We start from the raw sequence: 22,669 nt of genomic DNA, 5'->3' as shown, positions 1-22,669 counted from the left end.
TTTTTAGTTAAACCAAACCGCGTAGCGTTGTCGGCGTAACTCTAAAGCTAAAGCTTTTTCCATTTTAAGTGCTTCTTCTCGAGTAGCAAGAGGGTCGATATGATTATATAAGCTCGGTCTTAAATAAGAGCCATATTTCTCAACAATATTAGACGATAACTTATAGCCTTTTTTGTTTCTATAACCAGTTTTATGCTGAAGAAAACGTTCTTTTGGTGACTTGCTAGTCATACCGACATACAAACATTCCAAAACGCCATTAAACTGCGGATTTGCGGCCCGAAATTTAGCATTTTCACTATAAACCCGTTTTTTTAATTCAACAACATAAATTCTATATGGCATTCTAGATAAACTTAAAATCTATATCAAATAAAGCTATGTGATTTAATCTTTGTGGTCATCTATAACCTCATCATCACGATATTTACAACAGGCATGAACGGAAGCGTAAGCTTCATCAGTAGCTTTAAATGCCTTGGTATCATGACCCGCAGCTAATACTTGCTTTTCAATAGTTTCAACATCTGTTTTGCGTGCATCGAAAATTAATTTTAGCTCGTGGGTATCAATATTCCAATCGGCAAACTTAACGCCTTTGGTATTTAAACATGCCTTTTCAATTCGTGCTTTGCACATGCCACAAACTCCATCTACTTCAAGAGAAGCTTTGGCATTTTTATTTTGCCCAAAGGATAATGTCCCGATTAGCATTAAAGCTATAATTATTAATTTTTTCATTTTATTTGTTTTAATTTAATTTATATCGTAATCCTGCATAATACATACTCCCAAAAATGGGGCCATATACAAAAGTAGAATCAAAATTCGCACCAAAAGGATCATCAGCCCCTAAAATAGGATTTGGCTGTCTTACATTGGTTATGTTTTCACCCCCTAAATATACTTCAAATCTTGGCGAAAATACCTTTGTAATTTGCGCATTTAAAGTCGCCACGGTTGGTGTTCTTTCTGGCAACTGATATTCCACAGGGTTACTTACTGTTGAAGCATAACGCTGATCGCTCAACCAATTATAGGTAATATCAAATTTCCAATGTCCAGATTCTTCAACTTCTTGTTTTGTTTCATAACCCATATTAGCAAAAATTCTGTGTTTGGGTGTTAATGGTTTTTCTAATCGTCCAGAATTATAATCTGTTTTTACATCATAAAACTTGTAGGCGGTTCTTAAATCGAATCCTTCAAAAGCATTATAATTCAATTCTACTTGAAAACTATTGGCAAAACTCTTGCCATTAAGGTTGTAAAAATTTATTTCAGTAGGTGTTTCCCAATCTACTACCACTTGATTCTTAAAATCGGTTTTATAATAATCAAAGGTGATATCTGCTTTTCTTCCAAAAAGATTGAATCCTTGTAAATATGAAAATCCATAATTCCATGCAATTTCTGGATCCAAGCCATAAATTGTTCCGCCAATATCCAAAATTTGTATTTGTCTGGATGTTGAAAATAGTTGCTGGTTTTCAGTAAAAATATTAGCACTTCGTTTTCCTCTTCCAAATGAAGCCCTAAAGGCCGATTTACTCCAAGGTGAATAGCGCGCGTGCACTCGAGGTGTTATAAATGTACCTAATAAATTATGGTGATCTACGCGAACCCCTGCTGTTAGATTGAGCAATTCTAAATTATCAAAACTGTATTCAAAAAAGGCACCAACAGAGTTTTCTGTTCGTTCATAATCAGAGGCATTTACCTGCTCATCATAATGATCGTAAGTATAGCTAATTCCGGTTTTTATTTTATGTCGAGAATCGCTAATTATAGAATTATAAATGGCATTCGCATATAAACTATTGTGGGTAATATCATAAGAATTCAATCCGAAATATGAATCTTGTTTATGGCTACTAAATGCCGTTTGAACTCCTAAACTTTGCCATGGAATTTCAGGATTTACATAACCAAATTTGGTTGATATTTCATAGCGTTGTGTGTCAATCTCACTGCCCCAGGCATTGGTTGTTAGTTTGCCGGTATCCGGATTAAAATCTAACTGGCCCGTTTGCTTTTCGTCGTTTAAAAACTTCAAATTAATGAAACTTACAAACCCTTTTTCGGTATCGATGTACTGCCAACGATTCATCAGATTGATTTGATTGAATTTCGGCATATCTAAAAACCCATCGTTGTTAACGTCGTGTTCCTTGTTATGTGTATTCCCGTGGATATACAAGCCAGTATGCCACTTATCATTCACTTTCGTATTTATATGTGTATTGAGTTCTAAACGTTCGCTTGATGCGCCATATAAATTAACAAACAATTTATCATCGGTAAATGGTTTGACCAACTCCGTATTAATTTGGCCTGCAATACTTTCAAAACCATTCACTACGCTTCCTGCACCTTTGGTAATTTGAATACTTTCCACCCATGTTCCGGGAATAAAACTCAATCCGTAAGCTTGCGACGCACCACGAATGGATGGAATATTTTCAGTAGCAATCAAAATATACGGACTTGTTAATCCTAACATTTTTATCTGTCGTGTTCCTGAAATGGCATCGGCGAAATTAACATCGATAGACGGGTTGGTTTCAAAACTTTCAGAAAGATTACAACAGGCCGCTTTCAACAACTCATCACTACTTACATTAATTACATTTGTGGCTTTATAGAACGATTTTGCCGTTGTTTGCTTTCTAGATTTTATAGTTACAGTATCCAAATTATCTGTGGATTGTAACCAATGTTTAATAGTTTTTGGCCCATTGATGGTTAACGTATCGGTTTTAAAGCCAACGTAACTAATAATAAGCTTTTTGTACTCTGGTTTGTAGGTTAAATTGAACTTACCATCAATATCGGTTACTGTTCCAACTTCGGTATTTAACCAATACACATTGGCTCCTGCCAATGCTATTTCTTGATTTTTATCGTTGGCTTCAAAGACTACACCTGTAATTTTATCCTGAGACAAAACCATAATTGGGAATAGCCATAGTATATATAAAAACTGATTCATTTTAATTGAAGGTTTTTATTAACATAACTATAGCCATCACAATCATGATCGAGTTTTCAATAAAGGTTGCTTTAGTCATGGGCAGTTTTAATGCTGTTCCTAGGCAAGCACATTGTATCGCTTTTTTATCAAGTAATGTTTTAGTAACACCTATCGTGGTGATTCCTAAAATAATTAAGGTAATGATTAATGCTATTGGAATTTCAATACGCATTAAGAACATCACACCAAGAATGGTTTCAATAAAAGGATACACCCAACCGTAAACAGGAACTACTTTAGCAACAGGATCGTACACTCTAAACGATTCTGGAAATCCTTTTAAATCAAGCATTTTAAAGAAGCTAAAGACAATATAAAATAAGCCCATAAAATCGAGCATAAATTCGCTACTATTCCACGGATTGTAATTGAGAATAACAGACGCAATGGTAATGTACCCAAAGATTAAAAACAATGGAAATAATTGTTGTAAATCGGTTTTTTCTTGTTCAACAACCCCTGAAGATTTAAACACATTTATCTTATGTTTTTCAGAAATTGTATATTTATTTGGCAATGTTTTTTGAAGTGTTTCGACTGGAATATGTTTAGACATTTCAATGGTAGCTTCAGCCCTTTCTAAATCTACCGCTGCATTAACGACATGATCTAGCTTGTTGAGATTTTCTTCAACTGACACCTTGCAATTATTACAGGTCATGCCTGTAATTGTATATGTATGTTTCATGATTTATTTGATTATCAATTTTTAAATAAAATTTTCAATGGAAATAGATTCCGAATCTATTTCAGAAAAAAAATTAATAAATCAAATCAAGAAAACTTGATCTAACACCTGAATATCGGTGACCAAATTGGGTGGAGAATAATCTTTATGAGGTATGGTTTCTTTAGGTAAACTTTCAAAACCATGAATATAAGTGTGGAGAAAAGCTGTCAGAAACTGAACTTTTTCAAATTCTAAATCATCAAAAGAAGAGAATTTAAGTTGGTCTTGTCCTTTTACAACGTCTACCTCATCTTTACAGCAGGTTTTTTTCTGAAGCATTTCCATAGCTTCCATACCGCATTTTTCAGCTTCAGTAAATACTGCAACATCAACTAAAACATCACCACAATAGTGCTTTTCAATGGTAAAAGATACCGTTGAAAACAACACGAGTAATGCTAAAGTTACTGAAAACGTTTTATGTAAAATGGCTTTTATCACAATACAAAAATACAAAATTTTGAAGTGAAGCGGTTGACTTTATCAAATGATTAACATTCAATTTTTAAGCTTGTGATAGTAAAATGCGGGCAGTAACAGAATTAATATAATAGGCTGAATTAAAAACCTTCTGATATTAAAAAACAAATAATAATCTTCTTGTCTTGGGTTGATAACAAAATACAAATAGAAAAGCATCAAAATAAAAAAGGCGACTGCATACACCAATGTTGAAAATTTTATAATGCTTTTATCCTTAAAAACAACAAACAGTATTGCTAGAGAAATGAGTGTATTCAGCAAATAGCGCAAAGTTGTAAAGGCAACCAATTTAAGCACTTCCCGTCTTGGACTATCAATGTACAAATAATCGTTTTCAAAAAAAGTTAAGTAGGGATCATAGAACAACACGTCTTCAAAATACCGAATTAACATCAGCATCAATATGAGTATTGAAATCAATATTAATTTAGTAGCTCTATGCATGCTTTTTATTAAATTTAGAAAATCTATTCACCCAAAAAATCCACAGTAAAAATACCATTCCATAAATAATAGCCGGAAATATTACGGTATGTAACACATCTCCATACTCTGGGTAATGATACAACCCGACAGTTAAAACAACAATACGCAATAAATTAACAATGTATATTAAAACGCTACCCGACAAAATATAGAAAAATGTCGTTTTCAGTTTTCCAGAAAACGCTGCAATAAAAGACACAAAAAGGATAATTACACTAATGGAGTTACAGCCTTCAATAATTCGCCCGAGATATTCGCCATTTAAAATCAGTTTCATAGATGGTTCATCGGGATGCGGTAATACCTGTGCTTGATAGCCGAAAGATTGTAACAACTCTTGACTTTGAATAGCCACTAAGTTGGTTACATAATCGGGGTAAAATTTAGAGCCATCAGAATATTGCAAGTACAATTTATAAAAAACAGAAAGCACCACATACACCACCAAAAATGTCATGATAAATTTTATTACCGACTTATATTTAACGAAAAGTGATTTCAATTATAAATTTTTGTGTAACAGAATATCGAAATTACACCTTTTTAAATACATTTACCAAAACTTTTAAAGTTATGATTTTTGAAACCTTAAAACCACAAGTTGAAAACATTATCTCGAACAGCACTAAAACGGTTGATGAGCGCCTATTAGCGGTTTGCGATTTACTTAAAACCAACATTAAATATTACAACTGGGTTGGTTTTTATTTTAGAAATGGGCAAAAAGAAGAATTACTATTAGGTCCTTATGTAGGTGAGCCCACAGACCATACGGTAATTCCTTTTGGGAAAGGGATTTGCGGACAAGTAGCAGTAAGTGACCAAAATTTTGTGGTACCCGATGTATCGGCACAAGATAATTATATAGCATGCAGTATTACGGTAAAAGCAGAAATTGTGGTTCCTATTTTTGTGAAAGGTGAAAATATTGGACAGATAGATATCGATTCGAATACACCAGACCCATTTACTGAAGCCGACGAGCGATTTTTAGAGTTTGTTTGCCAAAAAATTTCTGAAATTTTATAGTTGTTAACAACTTCCATTTTTCGTTAAAAAAATACCCCGTTTTTTGATAATTCGGGGCTTGTTTTTTAAAGGAAATAACTACTTTTGCAGAGCATTGAAAAATTCATGCTAAAACCCTGAAAAACAAGCAATAATTTCATTTTAGAAAACTAACAAAACACTAATGAGCAACGAAAAAACAATAAAATCGGCTTTAATTTCTGTATTTAGTAAAGACGGTTTAGAACCCATTGTAAAAGAACTAGACAAACAAGGTGTGACCATTTATTCTACTGGTGGTACCGAGAAATTTATAAACGATTTAGGCGTTAATGTTGTTCCTGTGGAAGATGTAACTTCTTACCCATCTATTCTTGGTGGTCGTGTAAAAACGTTGCATCCAAAGGTATTTGGTGGTATTTTAAACAGACAAAACCACGACGGTGATGTTGCTGAATTATCGGAGTATGAAATCCCACAAATTGATGTGGTTATTGTTGATTTATATCCGTTTGAAAAAACAGTAGCTTCGGGTGCTAGCAATCAAGATATTATTGAAAAGATTGATATAGGTGGTATTTCTTTAATTCGAGCAGCAGCTAAAAATTATGCTGATGTGATATGTGTTTCGTCTGTTGATGATTACGCAGAGTTTTTAGAGTTGATTTCAAAAAATAATGGAAGCATTTCTGAAGAAGACAGAAAACGATTTGCAGGAAAAGCATTTAACGTATCATCGCATTACGATACTGCAATTTTTAATTACTTTAACCAAAACCATGATGAAGCAGTTTTAAAAATTAGCGAAACTAACGGCAAGGTGCTACGTTACGGTGAAAACCCACACCAACGCGGTTTTTTCTTTGGGAATTTTGACGAATTATTCACCAAACTTCACGGTAAAGAATTGAGTTACAACAACCTTTTAGATGTTGATGCCGCAGTAAATTTAATGTTAGAGTTTAAAAATGATGCCCCAACGTTTGCGATTTTAAAACACAATAATGCTTGTGGTTTAGCACAACGCGAAACATTACATCAAGCTTATGTTGATGCCTTAGCTGGCGATCCTGTTTCTGCTTTTGGTGGTGTGTTAATTAGTAATAAAGAAATTGATTTAGCTACGGCTGAAGAAATTCATAAATTATTCTGTGAGGTGGTTATTGCGCCATCGTTTTCTGCTGAAGCTTTAGACATTCTTAAAGGTAAAAAGAATAGAATTTTATTAAAAATTCATGATGTTGAAATGCCACAAACCAACGTAAGAAGTTGCTTGAATGGTGTTTTAGTACAAGATAGAAATAACATTACCGATAAGGCTGAAGATTTAAAAAATGTAACGACTACTGCCCCAACTCAGGCACAGATAGACGATTTAATTTTTGCATCGAAAATATGTAAACACACCAAATCGAACACCATTGTTTTAGCTAAAAACAAGCAGTTATGCGCTAGTGGTACCGGACAAACAAGTCGTGTTGATGCTTTAGAGCAAGCCATTCATAAAGCTGGGACTTTTAAATTCGATTTAAATGGTGCTGTAATGGCTAGCGATGCGTTCTTTCCTTTCCCGGATTGTGTTGAAATTGCCAACAATGCAGGAATTTCTGCAGTAATTCAACCTGGTGGCTCTATAAAAGACCAACTAAGTATTGATTATTGTAACGATAATGGTGTTGCTATGGTAATGACTGGTACACGTCACTTTAAGCATTAAAAGAGACCTCAATTATACTTGAACGGACTAACGGTTTTGATTTAACTGAATGATAACTAGCAAGTGCGTTAGGGATTGCAGCGGCATCCTTTTTTACTTTTTCTGTAAAAAAGATATAGCGGAAAGCCCGACCCTTGTGGTAACCTGCCTGCCGGCAGGCAGGCGCCCAAACAATTATCGTTGAAATGCGTTTAGCGTATTGAGTTTAAGCTTAAATGAAATTTGAATACCATAAAACATATATATTTATTTACTTTTATTACATTTACAACATTCGATTTAAAACCACTAATAATTTTTAATAACACATGGGATTTTTTGACTTCTTAACTGAAGAAATTGCAATAGATTTAGGTACTGCAAACACACTTATAATTCACAATGACAAGGTTGTTGTTGATGCGCCATCGATAGTGGCTCGCGATCGCATTTCTGGTAAAATTATTGCCGTTGGGCAGGAAGCCAGCTTAATGCAAGGAAAAACTCATGAAAATATTAAAACAATACGTCCGTTAAAAGACGGTGTAATTGCCGATTTTGATGCTTCTGAACAAATGATAAGTATGTTTATTAAAAACATACCTGCGCTTAAAAAGAAGTTTTTTACGCCTGCATTACGAATGGTAATTTGTATTCCTTCGGGGATTACAGAAGTGGAGATGCGTGCGGTAAAAGAAAGTGCGGAACGTGTGAATGGTAAAGAAGTGTATTTAATACACGAACCTATGGCTGCGGCTATTGGTATTGGTGTTGATATTATGCAACCTAAAGGAAACATGGTGGTAGATATAGGTGGTGGTACTACAGAAATTGCGGTAATTGCCTTAGGTGGTATTGTTTGCGATAAATCGGTTAAAATTGCGGGTGATGTTTTTACTAATGATATTGTGTATTACATGCGTACGCAACACAACTTATACGTTGGAGAACGTACTGCTGAAAAAATAAAAATTCAAATAGGTGCGGCTACTGAAGATTTAGAGCTGCCGCCAGAAGATATGAGTGTTCAAGGACGTGATTTATTAACTGGAAAACCTAAACAAGTTTCTATCTCGTACAGAGAGATTGCTAAAGCTTTAGATAAATCGATACTTCGTATTGAAGATGCGGTAATGGAAACTTTATCTCAAACCCCTCCAGAATTGGCTGCAGATATTTACAATACAGGTATTTATTTAGCTGGTGGTGGATCGATGTTGCGCGGTTTAGATAAACGTTTATCGCAAAAAACAGATTTACCTGTTTACATTGCTGAAGACCCATTACGTGCGGTAGTGAGAGGAACTGGTATTACACTTAAAAATTTACCTAAATACAAAAGTGTATTGATAAAATAGAGCTCCAAACAGGTATATAACCCATGCAACAGATTATTAATTTTATAATAAGAAACAAAAACTTTTTGTTGTTCTTGTTGCTGTTTGGTTTATCGCTTTTGTTTACCATTCAAACACATTCTTACCATAAAAGTAAGTTTATAAATTCGGCTAATTTTTTAACTGGAGGCGTTTACAATTCTTTAAACAACATCAATAGTTATTTTGATTTAAGGTCGCAAAATGAGCTACTTTCAGAAGAAAACAAGCGCTTACGCGTGCTTTTAAGAAACTCTGAAATACATGCCGATTCTGTTTTTACCGACAGTGTTATGTTTAAACAATTGTATCGTTTTTACACCGCGAATATTATAAAAAACAGTTACTCATTTAGTAATAATATTTTAACTATAAATAAAGGCAGAAACGATAGTGTACAGCAAGATTTTGGAGTTATTTCAAGTAAAGGCATTATAGGCATTGTAGATAAAACAAGTGCTAATTATGCTGCGGTTATTTCTATTTTAAATACCACAAGCAGAATTAGTGCGCAATTAAAAAAATCGAATCATTTCGGGACCTTAACTTGGGATGGGAAATCGCCAGAATACAACCAACTTATCGACATTCCTAAAATAGCACCTGTAAGCAAGGGCGATACTATTGTTACTTCTGGGCGTTCCTCGATTTTCCCGAAAGGCGTTCCTGTAGGGATTGTTGAAGATTTTAAGCTGGATTTAGCCGAAAATTATTATGAAATAAATGTGAAGTTGTTTAACGATATGACCAGCGTTGAGCATGTTTACATTATTGAAAATGCCGATAAGGAAGAGATTGAAAACCTACTAAGCAATAACTAAATGAACAGTATTTTTTCCATACATACCGTAAGATTTATTGCTTTAGTGTTTGTGCAAGTTTTAATTTTAAACCACATTAACTTTTTGGGGTATATAAACCCTTATATCTACATTTTATTTATTGCATTATTTCCTGTAAAAAACAATCGTATTATTCTTATTTTACTTAGTTTTTTATTAGGTATAACCATCGATATGTTTTTAGACACAGGTGGTATTCATGCCGGTGCTTCGGTATTAATAGCCTATGCACGCCCAGTCATTTTAAAATCTTCTTTCGGCACTGTTTACGAGCACCAAAGTGTGAAATTTAATACTGTAGATTTTGGTTCGAAACTCACCTATTTTACATTTCTAACAGTGTTACATCATTTCGTTTTATTTACTTTAGAAATATTTAGCATTTCTAAGATAATTTTAATCTTCCAAAAAACGTTATTCTCAAGTATATTTACTATTTTATTAAGTGTTGTAGTAACCATAATTTTTAGTAGAAAACCCAAATGAGACAATTATTACTTTTTATATCGATAATAGCAGTAGGCATATTATTTCTGTCGAGACTGTTTTATCTGCAGGTATACGATTCTAATAATTACAGTCTTTTTGAAGATAACGCCATTAGAAAGGTATATGATTACCCTAAACGCGGCTTTGTTTACGACAGAAACGGGCAATTATTAGTAGCGAATCAACCATCCTATGATGTGATGATTATTCCTCGAGAAGTAAAACCTTTAGACACCTTGGAGTTTTGTTCGTTATTAAAAATTGACAAAGCTACATTCGTAAAAAAGTATAACAGAGCAAGACATTATTCACCCCGATTACCTTCTGTTTTTGTATCGCATTTATCCAAAGAAGATTATGCCGTTTTACAAGAAAAAATGCGGAAATATGAAGGGTTTTACATTCAGAAAAGATCGTTACGTAATTACGAAACTACTATAGGCGCCAATGTCCTTGGTGATATTGGTGAAGTAAACAATGCGAATATTAGAAGAGACCCGTACTATAAAATGGGTGATTTAATAGGAAAACAAGGTATTGAAGCCTCCTATGAAAAAACCTTGAGAGGCGAAAAAGGTATCAAGTTCATTCAGAAAGACCGTTTTAATAGAAATATTGGCCCTTATAAAGATGGTAAATTTGATACCATACCTGTGCAAGGGAAAGACATCACCATAACCATTGACGCCGAATTGCAAGCTTATGGCGAACTGTTAATGAAAAATAAACGCGGTGGTGTAATTGCCATTGAACCTTCAACAGGAGAAATTCTAGCTATGGTTGCGGCACCAACCTACGACCCGAATATATTGGTAGGAAGAGCGCGCTCCAAAAACTTCACCAAACTGTATAACGATTCCATTGCAAAACCTCTTTTTAATAGAAGTTTACAAGGTGTTTACGAACCTGGTTCTCCTTTTAAATTAATGAATGCTTTAATCGCGCTTCAAGAAGGTGTTTTAACGCCTGAAGAGACCGTAACATGTTATGCAGGTTATAAATACGGAAATCGGTTTATGAAATGCCATTGTAACCGTGGCACTCGAAATAATATGGTTACAGGTATACAGCGGTCTTGTAACGCTTATTTTGCGACCACTTACAGAAAAATTTTAGATAAAACTGGAAGCGCTTCCCAGGGAATTGATACCTGGAGCAATCACGCCCAAAGTTTTGGCTTGGGTCAGTTCTTAAATAACGATTTGTATGTGGGTCAAAAAGGAAGAATTCCAGACAGAGACTATTACAAAAGTATTTATCCTAGTACGTTTTATTCCACGTACACCATTTCTAACGCTATTGGGCAAGGTGAAGTAGCCACAACGCCTATACAATTAGCAAATATGGCTGCTGCTATTGCCAATAGAGGGCATTATTACACCCCTCATATTATAAAACATATTGAGGGCGAAACCTTGCCGGAACAATTTACAAAACCAAAATATACTAGTATTAACAAGGAACATTTTGAACCTGTAATTGAAGGTATGTATCAAGTGTATAAAAAAGGTACCGCCTCTTCGCTGCAAGTAAAGGATATTGATATTTGTGGAAAAACAGGAACGGTTGAAAATTTTGCGATTATTGATAGCGTAAAAACGCAATTAACCGACCATTCTATATTTGTAGCCTTTGCACCTAAAGACAACCCGAAAATAGCTATTGCCGTTTTTGTTGAAAATGGGTATTGGGGAAGTAGATTTGCAGGTAAAGTAGCGAGTTTAATGATAGAAAAACACATTAAAGGGTATATTACCAGACGTGATTTAGAAGAATGGCTTTTAAAACATAGCCTTGAAAATGAGTATGCCAAACCTTATTCTGGCGAACCCTTTAAAATTAATGGCTATACAAGCTTACAAATTGTTGAAGAGCAAGAGTATTACCGTTTAAAAAAAGAATTAAACCGAATTAAAAAGACTGAAAATTAATGGTTAGAGAAACTAACAGGCATTTTAAATTCGATTGGATAACCATCATTCTTTTCTTCTTATTGGTTGGTTTTGGCTGGTTGAATATTTTATCGGCTTCTCATACGGGAACAGACGTCAATTATTTCGATTTCTCTCAGCCTTTTGGTAAACAGCTTGTTTTTATTTTTCTCACATTCGGTTTAGTTATACTATTATTGGCTATTGATGCTAAGTTTTTCGAAAGGTTTTCTAGTGTCATTTACATCATTTCCATGTTGTCTTTGGTCGGGCTTTTTCTATTTGGAAAAAATGTAAATGGTGCCACGTCGTGGTATGCTATTGGCGGCATGACCATTCAACCCAGTGAATTTGCAAAAATGGCTACAGCCCTCGCGGTTGCTAAACACATAAGTGATATTAACACGAATATAAATTCATTAAAAGACCAATTGCAAACATTTGCAATCATCATTCTTCCTGCCATTTTGGTATTACTTCAAAATGACACGGGTAGTACAATTGTTTACGGTGCCTTCTTTTTTGTTTTATATCGCGAAGGTTTACCTAAATATTACTTAACCATTGGTGTTGGTGCCATTATCGTTTCCATTCTTTCTCTAAAATTCGGAGCTATACTGGCATCATTTGTGACTTTAATTTTTGTGATTGGTTATCATTTTTTAAGTAAAAAAAGACTCCGCGTTTTTCAATCTATATTCGTTGTTTTAGTTGCCATAGCGATCTCTTTTGGCGTGAAATTTTTCTATGAGAGCATCTTAAAACCACATCAACAAGATAGAATAAGTCTTTGGTTGCGTTTGGAAAAAGATCCAGAAAAGCTTGAACAAATGAAACGCACGTTTGCTTATAATTTAAACGAATCGGAAAAAGCCATAAGCTCGGGCGGTTTTTCAGGAAAAGGATTTATGGAAGGCACACGAACCACAGGGAAATTTGTTCCAGAGCAACATACCGATTATATTTTTAGTACGGTTGGTGAAGAATGGGGCTTCTTAGGCAGTGCCTTTGTTGTGATTGTATTTGTTTTATTATTGTTGCGTATTCTGCATTTGGCAGAATTGCAAAAATCGCAGTTTAGTCGCGTTTACGGTTATGGGGTGGCTTCCATTATATTTATTCATTTTTTTATTAATGTAGGTATGGTAATGGGCTTAATACCAACCATTGGAATTCCTTTGCCCATGTTTAGTTATGGTGGTTCTGGATTATGGGCTTTTACCATTCTCATTTTTATTTTTATTAAATTAGATTCTAACAGAATAAACGAATGGTAGCCGATAATCGGCATTTAATTATCTCACCAGGATGGGAAAACAATTAATTTTAATTTTTGGATTGGTTTTAGTTTTTGGATGTTCCAGTTCGAAAAACATAACTAAAAAGTCTTTTTCGGAAGAAGAAATTAAAATGATTATGAATGCAGACAGCTTAAAACCTATGCGCGTTTATAAGATTACTAATGAAAAAGATTCTTTGTTGCTTAGAATGAAAAGCAGCTATATCAAACCAGATGCTAACAATCCCATTTTACAAAATTTCATAAAGCGTTTATACGCCACGGTAAGAGATAGCACTTCTTTAGGTGTTGGCATTGCGGCACCTCAAGTAGGTATTTTAAAGAACATCATTTGGGTACAGCGATTTGATAAAGACAACTTCCCGTTTGAAGTTTATTTAAATCCGAAAATTATTTCCTATTCTGAACAAAAACAGACCATGCGCGAGGGTTGTTTATCCATTCCTGATAGAAGTAAAACGCTTTATAATCGAGCAAATACCATAACAATTACGTATGACACCATGCAAAACGAACAAAAGACCGAATCGATATCGAGTTTTACAGCAATTATTTTTCAACATGAAATAGATCATTTAAATGGTATTTTATATCTTGATCATTTAAATGAAAACATACCCATAAAACTTTAAATAAAAACGATAGCATCACTCAACATGTTTAACCTAAATCTTGAAAAAATGAAAAAGCCATTTCTTACTTTAACCTTAATGATGTTAAGTCTAGCCTTTTGTAACGCTCAAAAAATAGATATTGAAAAAGTGTTTGGAGGCTATAAATACACTTATAATGATGAACTGATTTCTATTGGCGATTTGGCCAATATTATAGAATCGAACAATGAAGCCTTCGAAATCATGAAAAAAGGAAGAACCAATCGTAGTTTATCTGGAGTTTTAGGTTTTGTAGGTGGCGGGCTCGTAGGATGGCCTATTGGGAATTCTATAGGTGGTGGTAATCCGAATTGGACTTTGGCTGCTGTTGGTGCAGGTATTATCGTGGTTGCTATACCAATCGCATCTCGTGCTAACAAAAACATAAACCAAGCGGTAGAACTTTATAACGCCTCGGTTGACTCTAAAGCATCGAATTGGATGAAACCAGAATTTAGTTTAATCGCCAATAGTAACGGATTAGGCTTATCTATGAATTTTTAATTCTTCGTAAAAACGATTAAGTTTTTATTTCTTTAATTCTAGTTTTTCGGCGAAGTAATCGCAAAAATCTTTCATAGTCGCACTCATTTTTTCATCTTGAGTTGCGCGGTAAAAGGTATCGCTCATGGCCACGAGTGTTTGATGAAAAAACACTTTCATTTCATCTACCGGCATATCTTTGGTCCATAAATCGATACGCAATGTTTCTTGGGTTTTGGCGTCCCAAACGGCAAGCATCATAGCTTTAGCTTCTTCATTGGTAATGCCTCCATCTTGAGCTGTCCAGTGCAGTTTTTCTGGCACTCGATTTTCATCCAATTCAACATTAAGCTCTATTTTTGAAGTTATTGTATTTGCCATTATTTACGTGGTTTAAACTTAGAATTATTAAAAATATCTTCGGTGCTTTTTATAAGCATTTCTTTTAAGGATACATCGTTTTGGTTCATATAAGCTCTTACAATTTGCCAACCAATATACTGCCCTATTCTACCTGGTGAATCGGTATCTATTTCTTCTAAAAAGAATTTTGAAAACGGTGCCGGATTTATAAATCTGCCCGGTAATTTAGAATCTGTACTAAATAGCATTTCTCTACTTACAAAATAACGCCAAATATAACTTTCGTTAGCTTGAGCCCATTTAAGTTGCGCTTCGGTATAACCTATACGCTCCGCTTCGGTTTTAAAAGGCAGCATAACATCTTTAAAGTATAAGAGTTTACCAAAGTAAATCATTTCATCTAGCAAGGTTTTACGCTCTTGCTGAAAGGTGTATTTTTTAGCGTAAGCCTCAGCCAAATCGACAACAATTTGTTCTTTATTTAAATTGGCTTTTAAATAATTTGCAATACCACTATAAAACTCGTGGCTTGTGCCTAAATACGTATCTAAAGCTATAAGCGCAATGGTATCTGTAACAATCACCTTATTTCTGTAATCTACATCGCTAGTTGTAGTAATAATTCTAGGCGGATTAAACTCTGGAAAATAATATTTTAAATGATTGAATAAGGATTCTATTTCGGTTTCTGTGTTCTCAAAATCAGCAAAAGTTTCATCTACAGCATCAAACAATTGTACTTGCAAGGTATCATTACTTTTAGCTAGCCATAAAGAATCTGGATACTTTTCAGAAAACATAAAAGGATAAGCCGTCTTTAAATTATCTAATTTAAGGGAGTCAACATTTGCAAATAGTCTATCAAAACGTTCTATTTGCACATTGGTATTTATTTTTGCGATATCTTGTTCTAAAGACCTTTCATTCTTACAAGAAACAGCCATTATTCCAATAATTAAAAACAATAATGTAGGTTTCATAGAAAACTTAAACGGCATAAATTTTTATAAATTGAGTGTATGGGTTATTTTTGTTTGCAAAGGTACTATTCTTAGATTAAAATTCATTTATAATGCAAACAGAAAAAATAGTAAATCACATTGTTAATTGGCTAAAAGAATACGCTACAAATGCTGGCGTAAATGGTTTCGTAGTTGGTGTTTCTGGCGGCATAGATTCGGCTGTAACCTCTACCCTTTGTGCTAAAACAGGCTTAAATGTTTTATGCGTAGAAATGCCCATACACCAAGCCGAAAGTCATGTAAGTAGAGCGCATGAGCATATTGCACAGTTAATTGAGCGCTTTGATAATGTTGATGAAACCCGTTGCGATTTAACTCCCGTTTTTGAAGAATTTAAAACTGAAATATTTATGGAAGGCGACCAAGCCACTGTAGATATGGCTTTAGCCAATACCCGCGCCAGATTAAGAATGACCACACTTTATTATTACGCAGGACTTTACAAATTACTGGTAGCCGGAACAGGCAATAAAGTGGAGGATTTTGGTGTTGGTTTCTACACTAAATATGGTGATGGTGGTGTCGATTTAAGCCCCATAGCCGATTTATTAAAATCTGAAGTGTACCAAATAGGTGAATTTTTAAAAGTACCAGATTCTATTATGAAAGCAGCGCCTAGTGATGGTTTATTTGGCGATGCCAGAAGTGATGAAGACCAAATTGGCGCATCTTACCCAGAATTAGAGTGGGCTATGAAAATGGATGATGAAGGCAAGACAGCAAACGACTTTAAAGGTAGAGAACAAGAGGTATTTAAAATTTATAAACGCTATAACAATTCTAACAAACACAAGATGATCCCTATACCGATTTGCGAAATTCCCAGTAATTTACAGTAATTTTTGCAGATTATTTAAAAAAGTATTACATTTACAGCAAGCTTATTCTCTCAACCTAACTATCTCTCACGTAGTTATTTAAAAAAGCTTTTCAATTATGATAAAATTATTAATAGCAGACAACCACCCAATTACGAGGAAGGGACTAGAGGTTCTTTTTTCTGCTTCTCCTAACATCAAAGTTGTAGGAAGCGTGAACGATGGCGAAGCCATCTTAGATTTTGTAAAGAAAAATCCAGTAGACATTATTTTGACTGAAACTGATTTTCCGAAATTAAACGGACTTACAGTATTGCGTCATTTAAAAAATGATTTTCCGGATATTAAAACCGTAATTCTTAGTGCACAGCCCGAAGAAGTTTATGCCATAAACGCCATTAAAGCTGGTGCTGCAGGGTATTTAAACAAATCGGTAAATGTAATTACTATTAATGAAGCCATTTTGAAAGTACATGATGGTGGTATTCATTTAAGTAACGATTTAACCCAGCAACTAGCCTTAGGTACTCGAGTAAACAAAGGCGGTGCTTTTTACAAAAAACTTTCTACTAGAGAAGCTGAAGTATTGAAACTTCTAACGATAGGTAGAAAAAACAAAGAAATTTCTAAGGAATTAGATATCAACGAAAAAACAGTTAGTACTTACAAAGCTCGACTTATGAGAAAGCTTAAGGTTACTAATTTAGTTGATTTGGTAAACCAAGCAAAACTTAGCCAACAGGTATAGTTTTACAATACCCTGTTTAATTTTCTAGACAACAACATTTTTAGACCCGAATAGTCTTTTACTTCTTCAAGTATATTTCTATTCGAGTCTATTTTATTTTGTAGTGTTTCTTGCTGAAATTCTTTAACCTTTTGGTCGATTAAAAAACAGCGCAAACTTAAAATGGTTTCGCTTACCAATTGTGCGATGGAGTGTGTTTTTTCTTTAGGAAAAATATTCATTCTATTCCAATTGTCTAGAGCATATCGCTCGTCTTCCATTAAAATAGTTGTAATTTCATTAGCCATATCTTGGTCTACTGAATTTACAAAGGTTTTCAGTTCAAACTCTTGATCTTGGTTCAACCTATCAATAATGGTGTAATACAGGTTTTTAAACTTTTCATTACTAAATTCCATTTCATCGTCTTGCAAGTCTAAAAATACTTTTTCGAATACTTTGGCTTGATGGATTACAGGTTCTAAAACCAATTCGCCTTTATCGTTTTCTTTTAAAACAAGGTCTTCAAAATTTTCAGTTTTATTACCGTAAAGCAAAAGCACTTCAATAATTTTTCGTTCTAAGATATATTGTACATCAACTTTTTTAACAGGTTGTACGTGTTTTATAACATCGAAGGCTTTTTGTTCAGTTTTATACCTTTTATTTTCTTCTTGAACATCTTTTTTATTGATTTGCGCCAAAGTACTAAAGAGGACTTCTTCACTAATATCCATTATTCGGGCACATTCTTGAATGTAGATTTCTTTTTTAATTCGGTCTGGAATTTTAGAAATACTATTTACAATATCGCGAACGGTTTCTGCCTTTTTTATAGGATCGTTTTTAGAATCTTCAAATAAAATTGAGGCTTTAAACTGAATAAAATCTTTAGCATTTTCGGTTAAATAGGTGTTTAGCTCTTCAAGGGTGTTTTGTTTCGCAAAACTATCCGGATCTTCACCTTCAGGAAACGAACACACCTTAACATTCATGCCTTGTTCTAGAATTAAATCTATCCCGCGAAGCGATGCGCGCATACCAGCTGCATCACCATCAAAAAGCACGGTAATGTTTTTGGTAAGTCTGTTTATAAGTCTTATTTGTTCTGAAGTTAACGCAGTTCCGGAAGAAGATACTACATTTTTTATTCCTGTTTGATGAAACTGAATGACATCTGTATAGCCTTCAACTAAATAACAATTATCTTCTTTAGCAATACTTTGTTTGGCATGATATATACCGTACAACACTTTACTTTTATGGTAAATATCGCTCTCTGGCGAGTTTACATATTTAGCTGCTTTTTTATCGGAAATTAAAATACGTCCGCCAAAACCTAAAACACGTCCGCTCATGCTTTTTATAGGAAACATAACGCGCCCTTTAAACCTATCAAAGCGCTTATCTTCTTTTACAATGGTAAGCCCAGTTTTTTGCAGATAATCAATATTATAGCCTTGCTTTAAAGCTTCATCGGTAAAGGCTTGCCATTCGTTTAAGGCATACCCTAAATCGAAGGTTTTAATAGTTTCTTCAGTAAAACCACGTTCTTTAAAATAGCTTAGGCCTATGGCCTTACCTTGATCGGTTTTATGAAGTATTTTCTTGAAGTAATCGTTTGCAAATTCACTTACCAAATACAAACTTTCACGCTCGTTAGCTTTTTCTTTTTGTTCTGAAGATTGCTGCGTTTCTTCTAACTCAATATTATACTTTTTTGCCAAATATCTTATGGCTTCAGGATAGGTAAAATGCTCGTGTTCCATAAGAAAAGATACGGCTGTACCACCTTTTCCGGTAGAGAAATCTTTCCAGATTTGTTTCACTGGCGATACCATAAAACTTGGAGAACGCTCGTCGCTAAAAGGGCTTAGTCCTTTAAAATTACTTCCTGCTTTTTTAAGTTGCACAAAATCACCTATAACCTCCTCTACTCGGGCGGTTTCAAACACTTGATCTATGGATGCTGGTGATATCAAATTTGATTTTTTTTTGTGGAATGTAAAAGTAAGATAAAATAATGCATTTTAAAATATATAAAATGTACATGGTTGATAAACTCCTAATTTTGAACATGGATTATTTGTAGGAATTTATTATTTTTAAGAAAATATTTCATTACATGAGCGTATTGCCCTTAGTTACTTTAGATCGTAAATATCATAGAAAGGCACATCAAATTACCATTAATTTCAAGTATAATGCGACTTTAATTAATATTCTGCGAGACATTCCAGAAATTATATGGAGTCAAAATCTAAAAACATGGTATATAAAGAATACGCCCGAACATTTAAAGCTAGTTCTTGAGTTATTAAAGGGAAAAGCCAAGGTGAATGCTGATGCTGTTTTGGATACGAGCATGCCAACCAAACAATTTCCTAAAAAACGCATTAGAAACTTGACGCTAGACAACAAGAACTTATTAAATGGTTTTTATTTGTACTTAAAAGGGAAGCGTTATAGCAAAAGTACCGTTGATACCTACGCTCATTTTATGGCAGATTTTATAGAGTTTTACAATGCAAAGGATATTTCTAAATTGAATAATAGAGATGTTGAATTATTTATTGAAACCGTTTTTGTAAAGCGAAAATATGCCATTAGCACACAACGACAATTTGTAAGTGCTTTGAAATTATTTATTGTTTTTTACCCGAATACCCATATTGACGATTTAAAACTGATGCGCCCATCGGCTTCAAAAAAACTTCCTAATGTGTTATCGCAAAACGAAGTGATAAGGTTATTGCGAGTGACTGAGAATTTAAAGCATAAAACGATATTGGCTTTAATTTATTCGGCCGGATTAAGGATAAGTGAATTAATTAATTTAAAAATTGAAGATTTAAAAATAGACAGGAAACAAATACATATAAAAAACGCCAAAGGCAGAAAAGACAGGTATGTTGTTTTAGCAGAAAGCACATTGCCCTTGTTGCATCATTATTTAAGAATATATAAACCAACGGTTTATTTAATTGAAGGCCAGAAAAAGGAGGCGTACACTGCTAGTAGTGTTCGAAAATTTATGTATCAATCTTGTAAAAAAGCTGGGATTTTAGGAAAGGTGACGCCACATACTTTAAGGCATAGTTACGCGACACATTTAATAGAGCGCGGTGTTGGGTTGAGACACATCCAGGAGTTATTAGGGCATTCGAGCCCTAAAACCACGATGATTTATACACATGTAGCACGGAAAGATATTTTGTCGATTACAAGTCCTTTAGACAACGCTTTAGAGCAATTATCAAAATCACAAAAAGAGGAAGAAAAATTCCTCTTATCATCCCGAAACGGAATGAAATAAGAAATTAAATAATATATTTATCCACATATAATAAGTTGTAGCACATTTGCGAATCAATGAGTGAATCAAAAAAATACCCTGACTCAGATATTGTTCTCTTTTTTTTAGGACCTGTATATCTAATATTAGTAAAATTAAGTGGAACTTATAATCCAACATATAACTCAGGACTTAAACGAAGTAAAGACGACAAAATGGGACGAAAATTGATTTTGATGAGTCTAGGCACAGTATTTTATGTGGTTCTAATTATTGTTCTGACTAGCTATGATTTATAATGAATAAAAGAAAATATAAAATTGTGAGACTTTACATTATTGCTTTATTATGTATTGTCTTTTTCTTTTTTTTAGAAAATTCTAACATCATATCTGAACTAGTTGAAAAATCAAACAAATTTAGGTATGGGAGTTTTGGAACATTTTTATTAACAGGATTATTCAAATACGGATTATTAGTAGTCGGAATAAGTATTATTATAATTATGAGTTTTATGCTAATTAGAGAAAGAACAAAAACCTCTTAAATAAATAAAAACGTGCTACAACATTGTATAAAAATAATGCTTAAGTTTAATCCTAAATCTAAAGGTTAGTGCGTATTTGGTCACTCCGATTTTCCTACGGAAAATCCTCGGACTCAAAACCGCACTATTCTTATACCAACCGTTAGCTACAATAAAAAACGACTATGAGAAATTTATTAATATTACTATTGATTTTCTTTTTAAGCTGTCAAGAAGTAGAAAAAACACCTCTAAAAAAAATAGTAGTTGATACAAATGAAATTGTCAACAGTAAAAAAACGAACAAAAAGGAATTAATTGGAGAAAAATTTATTTTTCACGACATAAAAACACTTGCAGATAAAAAAGTTAATTCTGAAATATTAATAGGAAAACCAACATTAATAATAGCTTGGAGTATTACTTGTAAATCTTGTATAGAGGAAATTCCAATTTTAAATGAATTAGTAACAAAATATTCTGATAAAGTGAATTTTATAGCAATAACTAATAATAGCAAGAAGGAAATTAGAAGGTTTATAAGAAAAAGGGAATTTAATTTTACCCATATTATAAATGCAAAAGAAATACATAACGACTATAATATTTACAGTTTCCCTAAAACCTTTTTACTTGACAAAAATGGAATTATAACAAAAACTAATATTAGAGGAATTACTTACAAAAAAATAAATGGAAAGTTTGTGAAACGGAATGAAAATGGTGAGGAATTTGTAAGATTGATAGATAAATTACTGTAGCTAACACCGTATATAATTTATTGCTAGTTCTAGTCTACTTACGAAAGTCCTCGCGGACTTTCTTTGTCGGTAATTATTTACTAAATTACTTGTTTAAACCACGCAACAAACCATATACAAACACGTTGTGCATAATACCGAAACGACCTAAATGAAAATCAAATCTTTCTCAACCATATTTGGATTATTATTTTCTGTAATTGGAATTATTGTTGGAATTTGGATTGCATATACAACAACAAATAAAGACTATGATTATTTCTATATCTACTCTGGAATTTCTGGATTTATAACGGCAAAACTAATTGCGAAATATCTAATTGAGAAAAAGAATAGATTTAACCATACGAGTTATATAATTGTGGCAATAATGACTGGATTAATTTCTCATTGGCTGTGTTGGTATATTATAACCTTGGAATTGAACTTCCGATATTGGATTTTGAACGAACATTTTTTTTCTCAACCGATTGACCCATTACTAGGAATTTTTGGAGTATTAGTGTTTTGTTTGTGGAGTTGGATTTTTGTTGGTTGGGCTACAATTTTAGGCGGAATTTTAAGTATTTATACGACCAAATGGATTTATGAAAAGAATAAAAGTACTATGCACAACACCGTATAAAAATAATTGCTATTTTAGGCT

General features: G+C 33.6%; 25 protein-coding genes. 15 read left to right on the top strand and 10 right to left on the bottom strand.

From position 1 onward, the window contains the following. Positions 1-3: 3 nt before the first annotated feature. From BUA46_RS11235 to xrtF, 7 genes are all read right to left on the bottom strand, one after another. Positions 4-345 (bottom strand): hypothetical protein, encoded by a 342-nt coding sequence (locus tag BUA46_RS11235; RefSeq protein WP_019388218.1) that lies wholly within the window; start codon positions 343-345, stop codon positions 4-6. 42 nt (positions 346-387) lie between these two features. Further along, the gene (locus BUA46_RS11230; protein WP_019388217.1) at positions 388-741 is read right to left on the bottom strand and encodes a heavy-metal-associated domain-containing protein; all 354 of its coding nucleotides are present in this window, start codon (positions 739-741) and stop codon (positions 388-390) included. 10 nt (positions 742-751) lie between these two features. Then, entirely contained in the window at positions 752-2,992 is a 2,241-nt protein-coding gene (locus BUA46_RS11225) for a TonB-dependent receptor (protein WP_026010100.1), read from the bottom strand. Between the two features lies 1 nt (position 2,993). Next, positions 2,994-3,722, bottom strand: coding sequence for a heavy-metal-associated domain-containing protein (locus BUA46_RS11220; protein WP_019388215.1), 729 nt, complete (start codon positions 3,720-3,722; stop codon positions 2,994-2,996). Between the two features lie 81 nt (positions 3,723-3,803). Next, complete coding sequence (locus tag BUA46_RS11215) at positions 3,804-4,205, bottom strand: HYC_CC_PP family protein (RefSeq protein ID WP_019388214.1); 402 nt, start codon at positions 4,203-4,205, stop codon at positions 3,804-3,806. A gap of 57 nt (positions 4,206-4,262) precedes the next feature. Further along, positions 4,263-4,691: an exosortase F system-associated membrane protein gene (locus tag BUA46_RS11210; protein ID WP_072794748.1), complete on the bottom strand. Its 429-nt coding sequence runs from the start codon at positions 4,689-4,691 to the stop codon at positions 4,263-4,265. Continuing rightward, positions 4,684-5,235, bottom strand: a complete 552-nt coding sequence (gene xrtF / locus BUA46_RS11205) for an exosortase family protein XrtF (RefSeq protein ID WP_026010098.1) — start codon at positions 5,233-5,235, stop codon at positions 4,684-4,686. The genes BUA46_RS11210 and xrtF overlap by 8 nt, the downstream gene beginning before the upstream one ends. A 71-nt stretch (positions 5,236-5,306) precedes the next feature. Between xrtF and BUA46_RS11200 the strand changes: the two genes are divergently transcribed. From BUA46_RS11200 to BUA46_RS11160, 9 genes are all read left to right on the top strand, one after another. Continuing rightward, positions 5,307-5,762: a GAF domain-containing protein gene (locus tag BUA46_RS11200; protein WP_019388212.1), complete on the top strand. Its 456-nt coding sequence runs from the start codon at positions 5,307-5,309 to the stop codon at positions 5,760-5,762. Positions 5,763-5,925: 163 nt separating this feature from the next. Next, entirely contained in the window at positions 5,926-7,458 is a 1,533-nt protein-coding gene (gene purH / locus BUA46_RS11195; protein ID WP_019388211.1) for a bifunctional phosphoribosylaminoimidazolecarboxamide formyltransferase/IMP cyclohydrolase, read from the top strand. 308 nt (positions 7,459-7,766) lie between these two features. Further along, the gene (locus BUA46_RS11190; protein ID WP_019388210.1) at positions 7,767-8,795 is read left to right on the top strand and encodes a rod shape-determining protein; all 1,029 of its coding nucleotides are present in this window, start codon (positions 7,767-7,769) and stop codon (positions 8,793-8,795) included. A 23-nt stretch (positions 8,796-8,818) separates the two neighbouring features. Further along, positions 8,819-9,634: a rod shape-determining protein MreC gene (mreC, locus tag BUA46_RS11185; RefSeq protein WP_019388209.1), complete on the top strand. Its 816-nt coding sequence runs from the start codon at positions 8,819-8,821 to the stop codon at positions 9,632-9,634. Continuing rightward, entirely contained in the window at positions 9,635-10,141 is a 507-nt protein-coding gene (locus tag BUA46_RS11180) for a hypothetical protein (RefSeq protein ID WP_019388208.1), read from the top strand. It abuts the gene before it with no gap. Beyond that, on the top strand, positions 10,138-12,075 hold the full coding sequence (gene mrdA, locus BUA46_RS11175; RefSeq protein WP_019388207.1) for a penicillin-binding protein 2: 1,938 nt from the start codon (positions 10,138-10,140) through the stop codon (positions 12,073-12,075). Before BUA46_RS11180 ends, mrdA begins: the two co-directional genes overlap by 4 nt. Further along, positions 12,075-13,352 (top strand): rod shape-determining protein RodA, encoded by a 1,278-nt coding sequence (rodA, locus tag BUA46_RS11170; RefSeq protein ID WP_019388206.1) that lies wholly within the window; start codon positions 12,075-12,077, stop codon positions 13,350-13,352. The genes mrdA and rodA overlap by 1 nt, the downstream gene beginning before the upstream one ends. Before the next feature lie 31 nt (positions 13,353-13,383). Beyond that, positions 13,384-14,007, top strand: a complete 624-nt coding sequence (gene def / locus BUA46_RS11165; RefSeq protein ID WP_019388205.1) for a peptide deformylase — start codon at positions 13,384-13,386, stop codon at positions 14,005-14,007. Positions 14,008-14,055: 48 nt separating this feature from the next. Continuing rightward, positions 14,056-14,532, top strand: a complete 477-nt coding sequence (locus tag BUA46_RS11160) for a hypothetical protein (RefSeq protein ID WP_143148121.1) — start codon at positions 14,056-14,058, stop codon at positions 14,530-14,532. 24 nt (positions 14,533-14,556) lie between these two features. Here BUA46_RS11160 and gldC read toward each other — a convergent pair whose 3' ends face one another. Continuing rightward, positions 14,557-14,892 carry a gliding motility protein GldC gene (gene gldC, locus BUA46_RS11155; RefSeq protein WP_019388203.1) on the bottom strand — a complete coding sequence of 112 codons (336 nt, stop codon included), beginning with the start codon at positions 14,890-14,892 and terminating at the stop codon, positions 14,557-14,559. Continuing rightward, positions 14,892-15,854 carry a gliding motility lipoprotein GldB gene (gldB, locus tag BUA46_RS11150; RefSeq protein ID WP_019388202.1) on the bottom strand — a complete coding sequence of 321 codons (963 nt, stop codon included), beginning with the start codon at positions 15,852-15,854 and terminating at the stop codon, positions 14,892-14,894. The genes gldC and gldB overlap by 1 nt, the downstream gene beginning before the upstream one ends. Before the next feature lie 92 nt (positions 15,855-15,946). Between gldB and nadE the strand changes: the two genes are divergently transcribed. Continuing rightward, the gene (gene nadE, locus BUA46_RS11145; protein ID WP_019388201.1) at positions 15,947-16,735 is read left to right on the top strand and encodes an NAD(+) synthase; all 789 of its coding nucleotides are present in this window, start codon (positions 15,947-15,949) and stop codon (positions 16,733-16,735) included. A 97-nt stretch (positions 16,736-16,832) separates the two neighbouring features. After that, a complete protein-coding gene (locus tag BUA46_RS11140) occupies positions 16,833-17,462 on the top strand; it encodes a response regulator (protein WP_019388200.1) in 630 nt (209 codons plus the stop codon). A gap of 2 nt (positions 17,463-17,464) precedes the next feature. Here the strand turns inward: BUA46_RS11140 and dnaG are convergent, their stop codons facing one another. Continuing rightward, positions 17,465-19,423 carry a DNA primase gene (dnaG, locus tag BUA46_RS11135; protein ID WP_019388199.1) on the bottom strand — a complete coding sequence of 653 codons (1,959 nt, stop codon included), beginning with the start codon at positions 19,421-19,423 and terminating at the stop codon, positions 17,465-17,467. Positions 19,424-19,566: 143 nt separating this feature from the next. On the opposite strand from dnaG, the gene BUA46_RS11130 reads away from it, so the two are divergent. The 4 genes from BUA46_RS11130 to BUA46_RS11110 all read left to right on the top strand — a co-directional run bounded on the left by BUA46_RS11130 (position 19,567) and on the right by BUA46_RS11110 (position 22,648). After that, the gene (locus BUA46_RS11130; RefSeq protein ID WP_019388198.1) at positions 19,567-20,757 is read left to right on the top strand and encodes a tyrosine-type recombinase/integrase; all 1,191 of its coding nucleotides are present in this window, start codon (positions 19,567-19,569) and stop codon (positions 20,755-20,757) included. 277 nt (positions 20,758-21,034) lie between these two features. Then, a complete protein-coding gene (locus BUA46_RS15180) occupies positions 21,035-21,283 on the top strand; it encodes a hypothetical protein (RefSeq protein ID WP_019388196.1) in 249 nt (82 codons plus the stop codon). A 164-nt stretch (positions 21,284-21,447) separates the two neighbouring features. Beyond that, the gene (locus tag BUA46_RS11115; RefSeq protein ID WP_019388195.1) at positions 21,448-22,023 is read left to right on the top strand and encodes a TlpA family protein disulfide reductase; all 576 of its coding nucleotides are present in this window, start codon (positions 21,448-21,450) and stop codon (positions 22,021-22,023) included. A gap of 151 nt (positions 22,024-22,174) precedes the next feature. Beyond that, positions 22,175-22,648 carry a hypothetical protein gene (locus BUA46_RS11110; protein WP_019388194.1) on the top strand — a complete coding sequence of 158 codons (474 nt, stop codon included), beginning with the start codon at positions 22,175-22,177 and terminating at the stop codon, positions 22,646-22,648. Positions 22,649-22,669: the final 21 nt, after the last annotated feature.

Source organism: Algibacter luteus, assembly GCF_900141715.1.
GTDB lineage: Bacteria > Bacteroidota > Bacteroidia > Flavobacteriales > Flavobacteriaceae > Arenitalea > Arenitalea lutea.
Note: the sequence above shows the minus strand (reverse complement) of the source record. Positions and strands in the feature narration are given on the sequence as shown.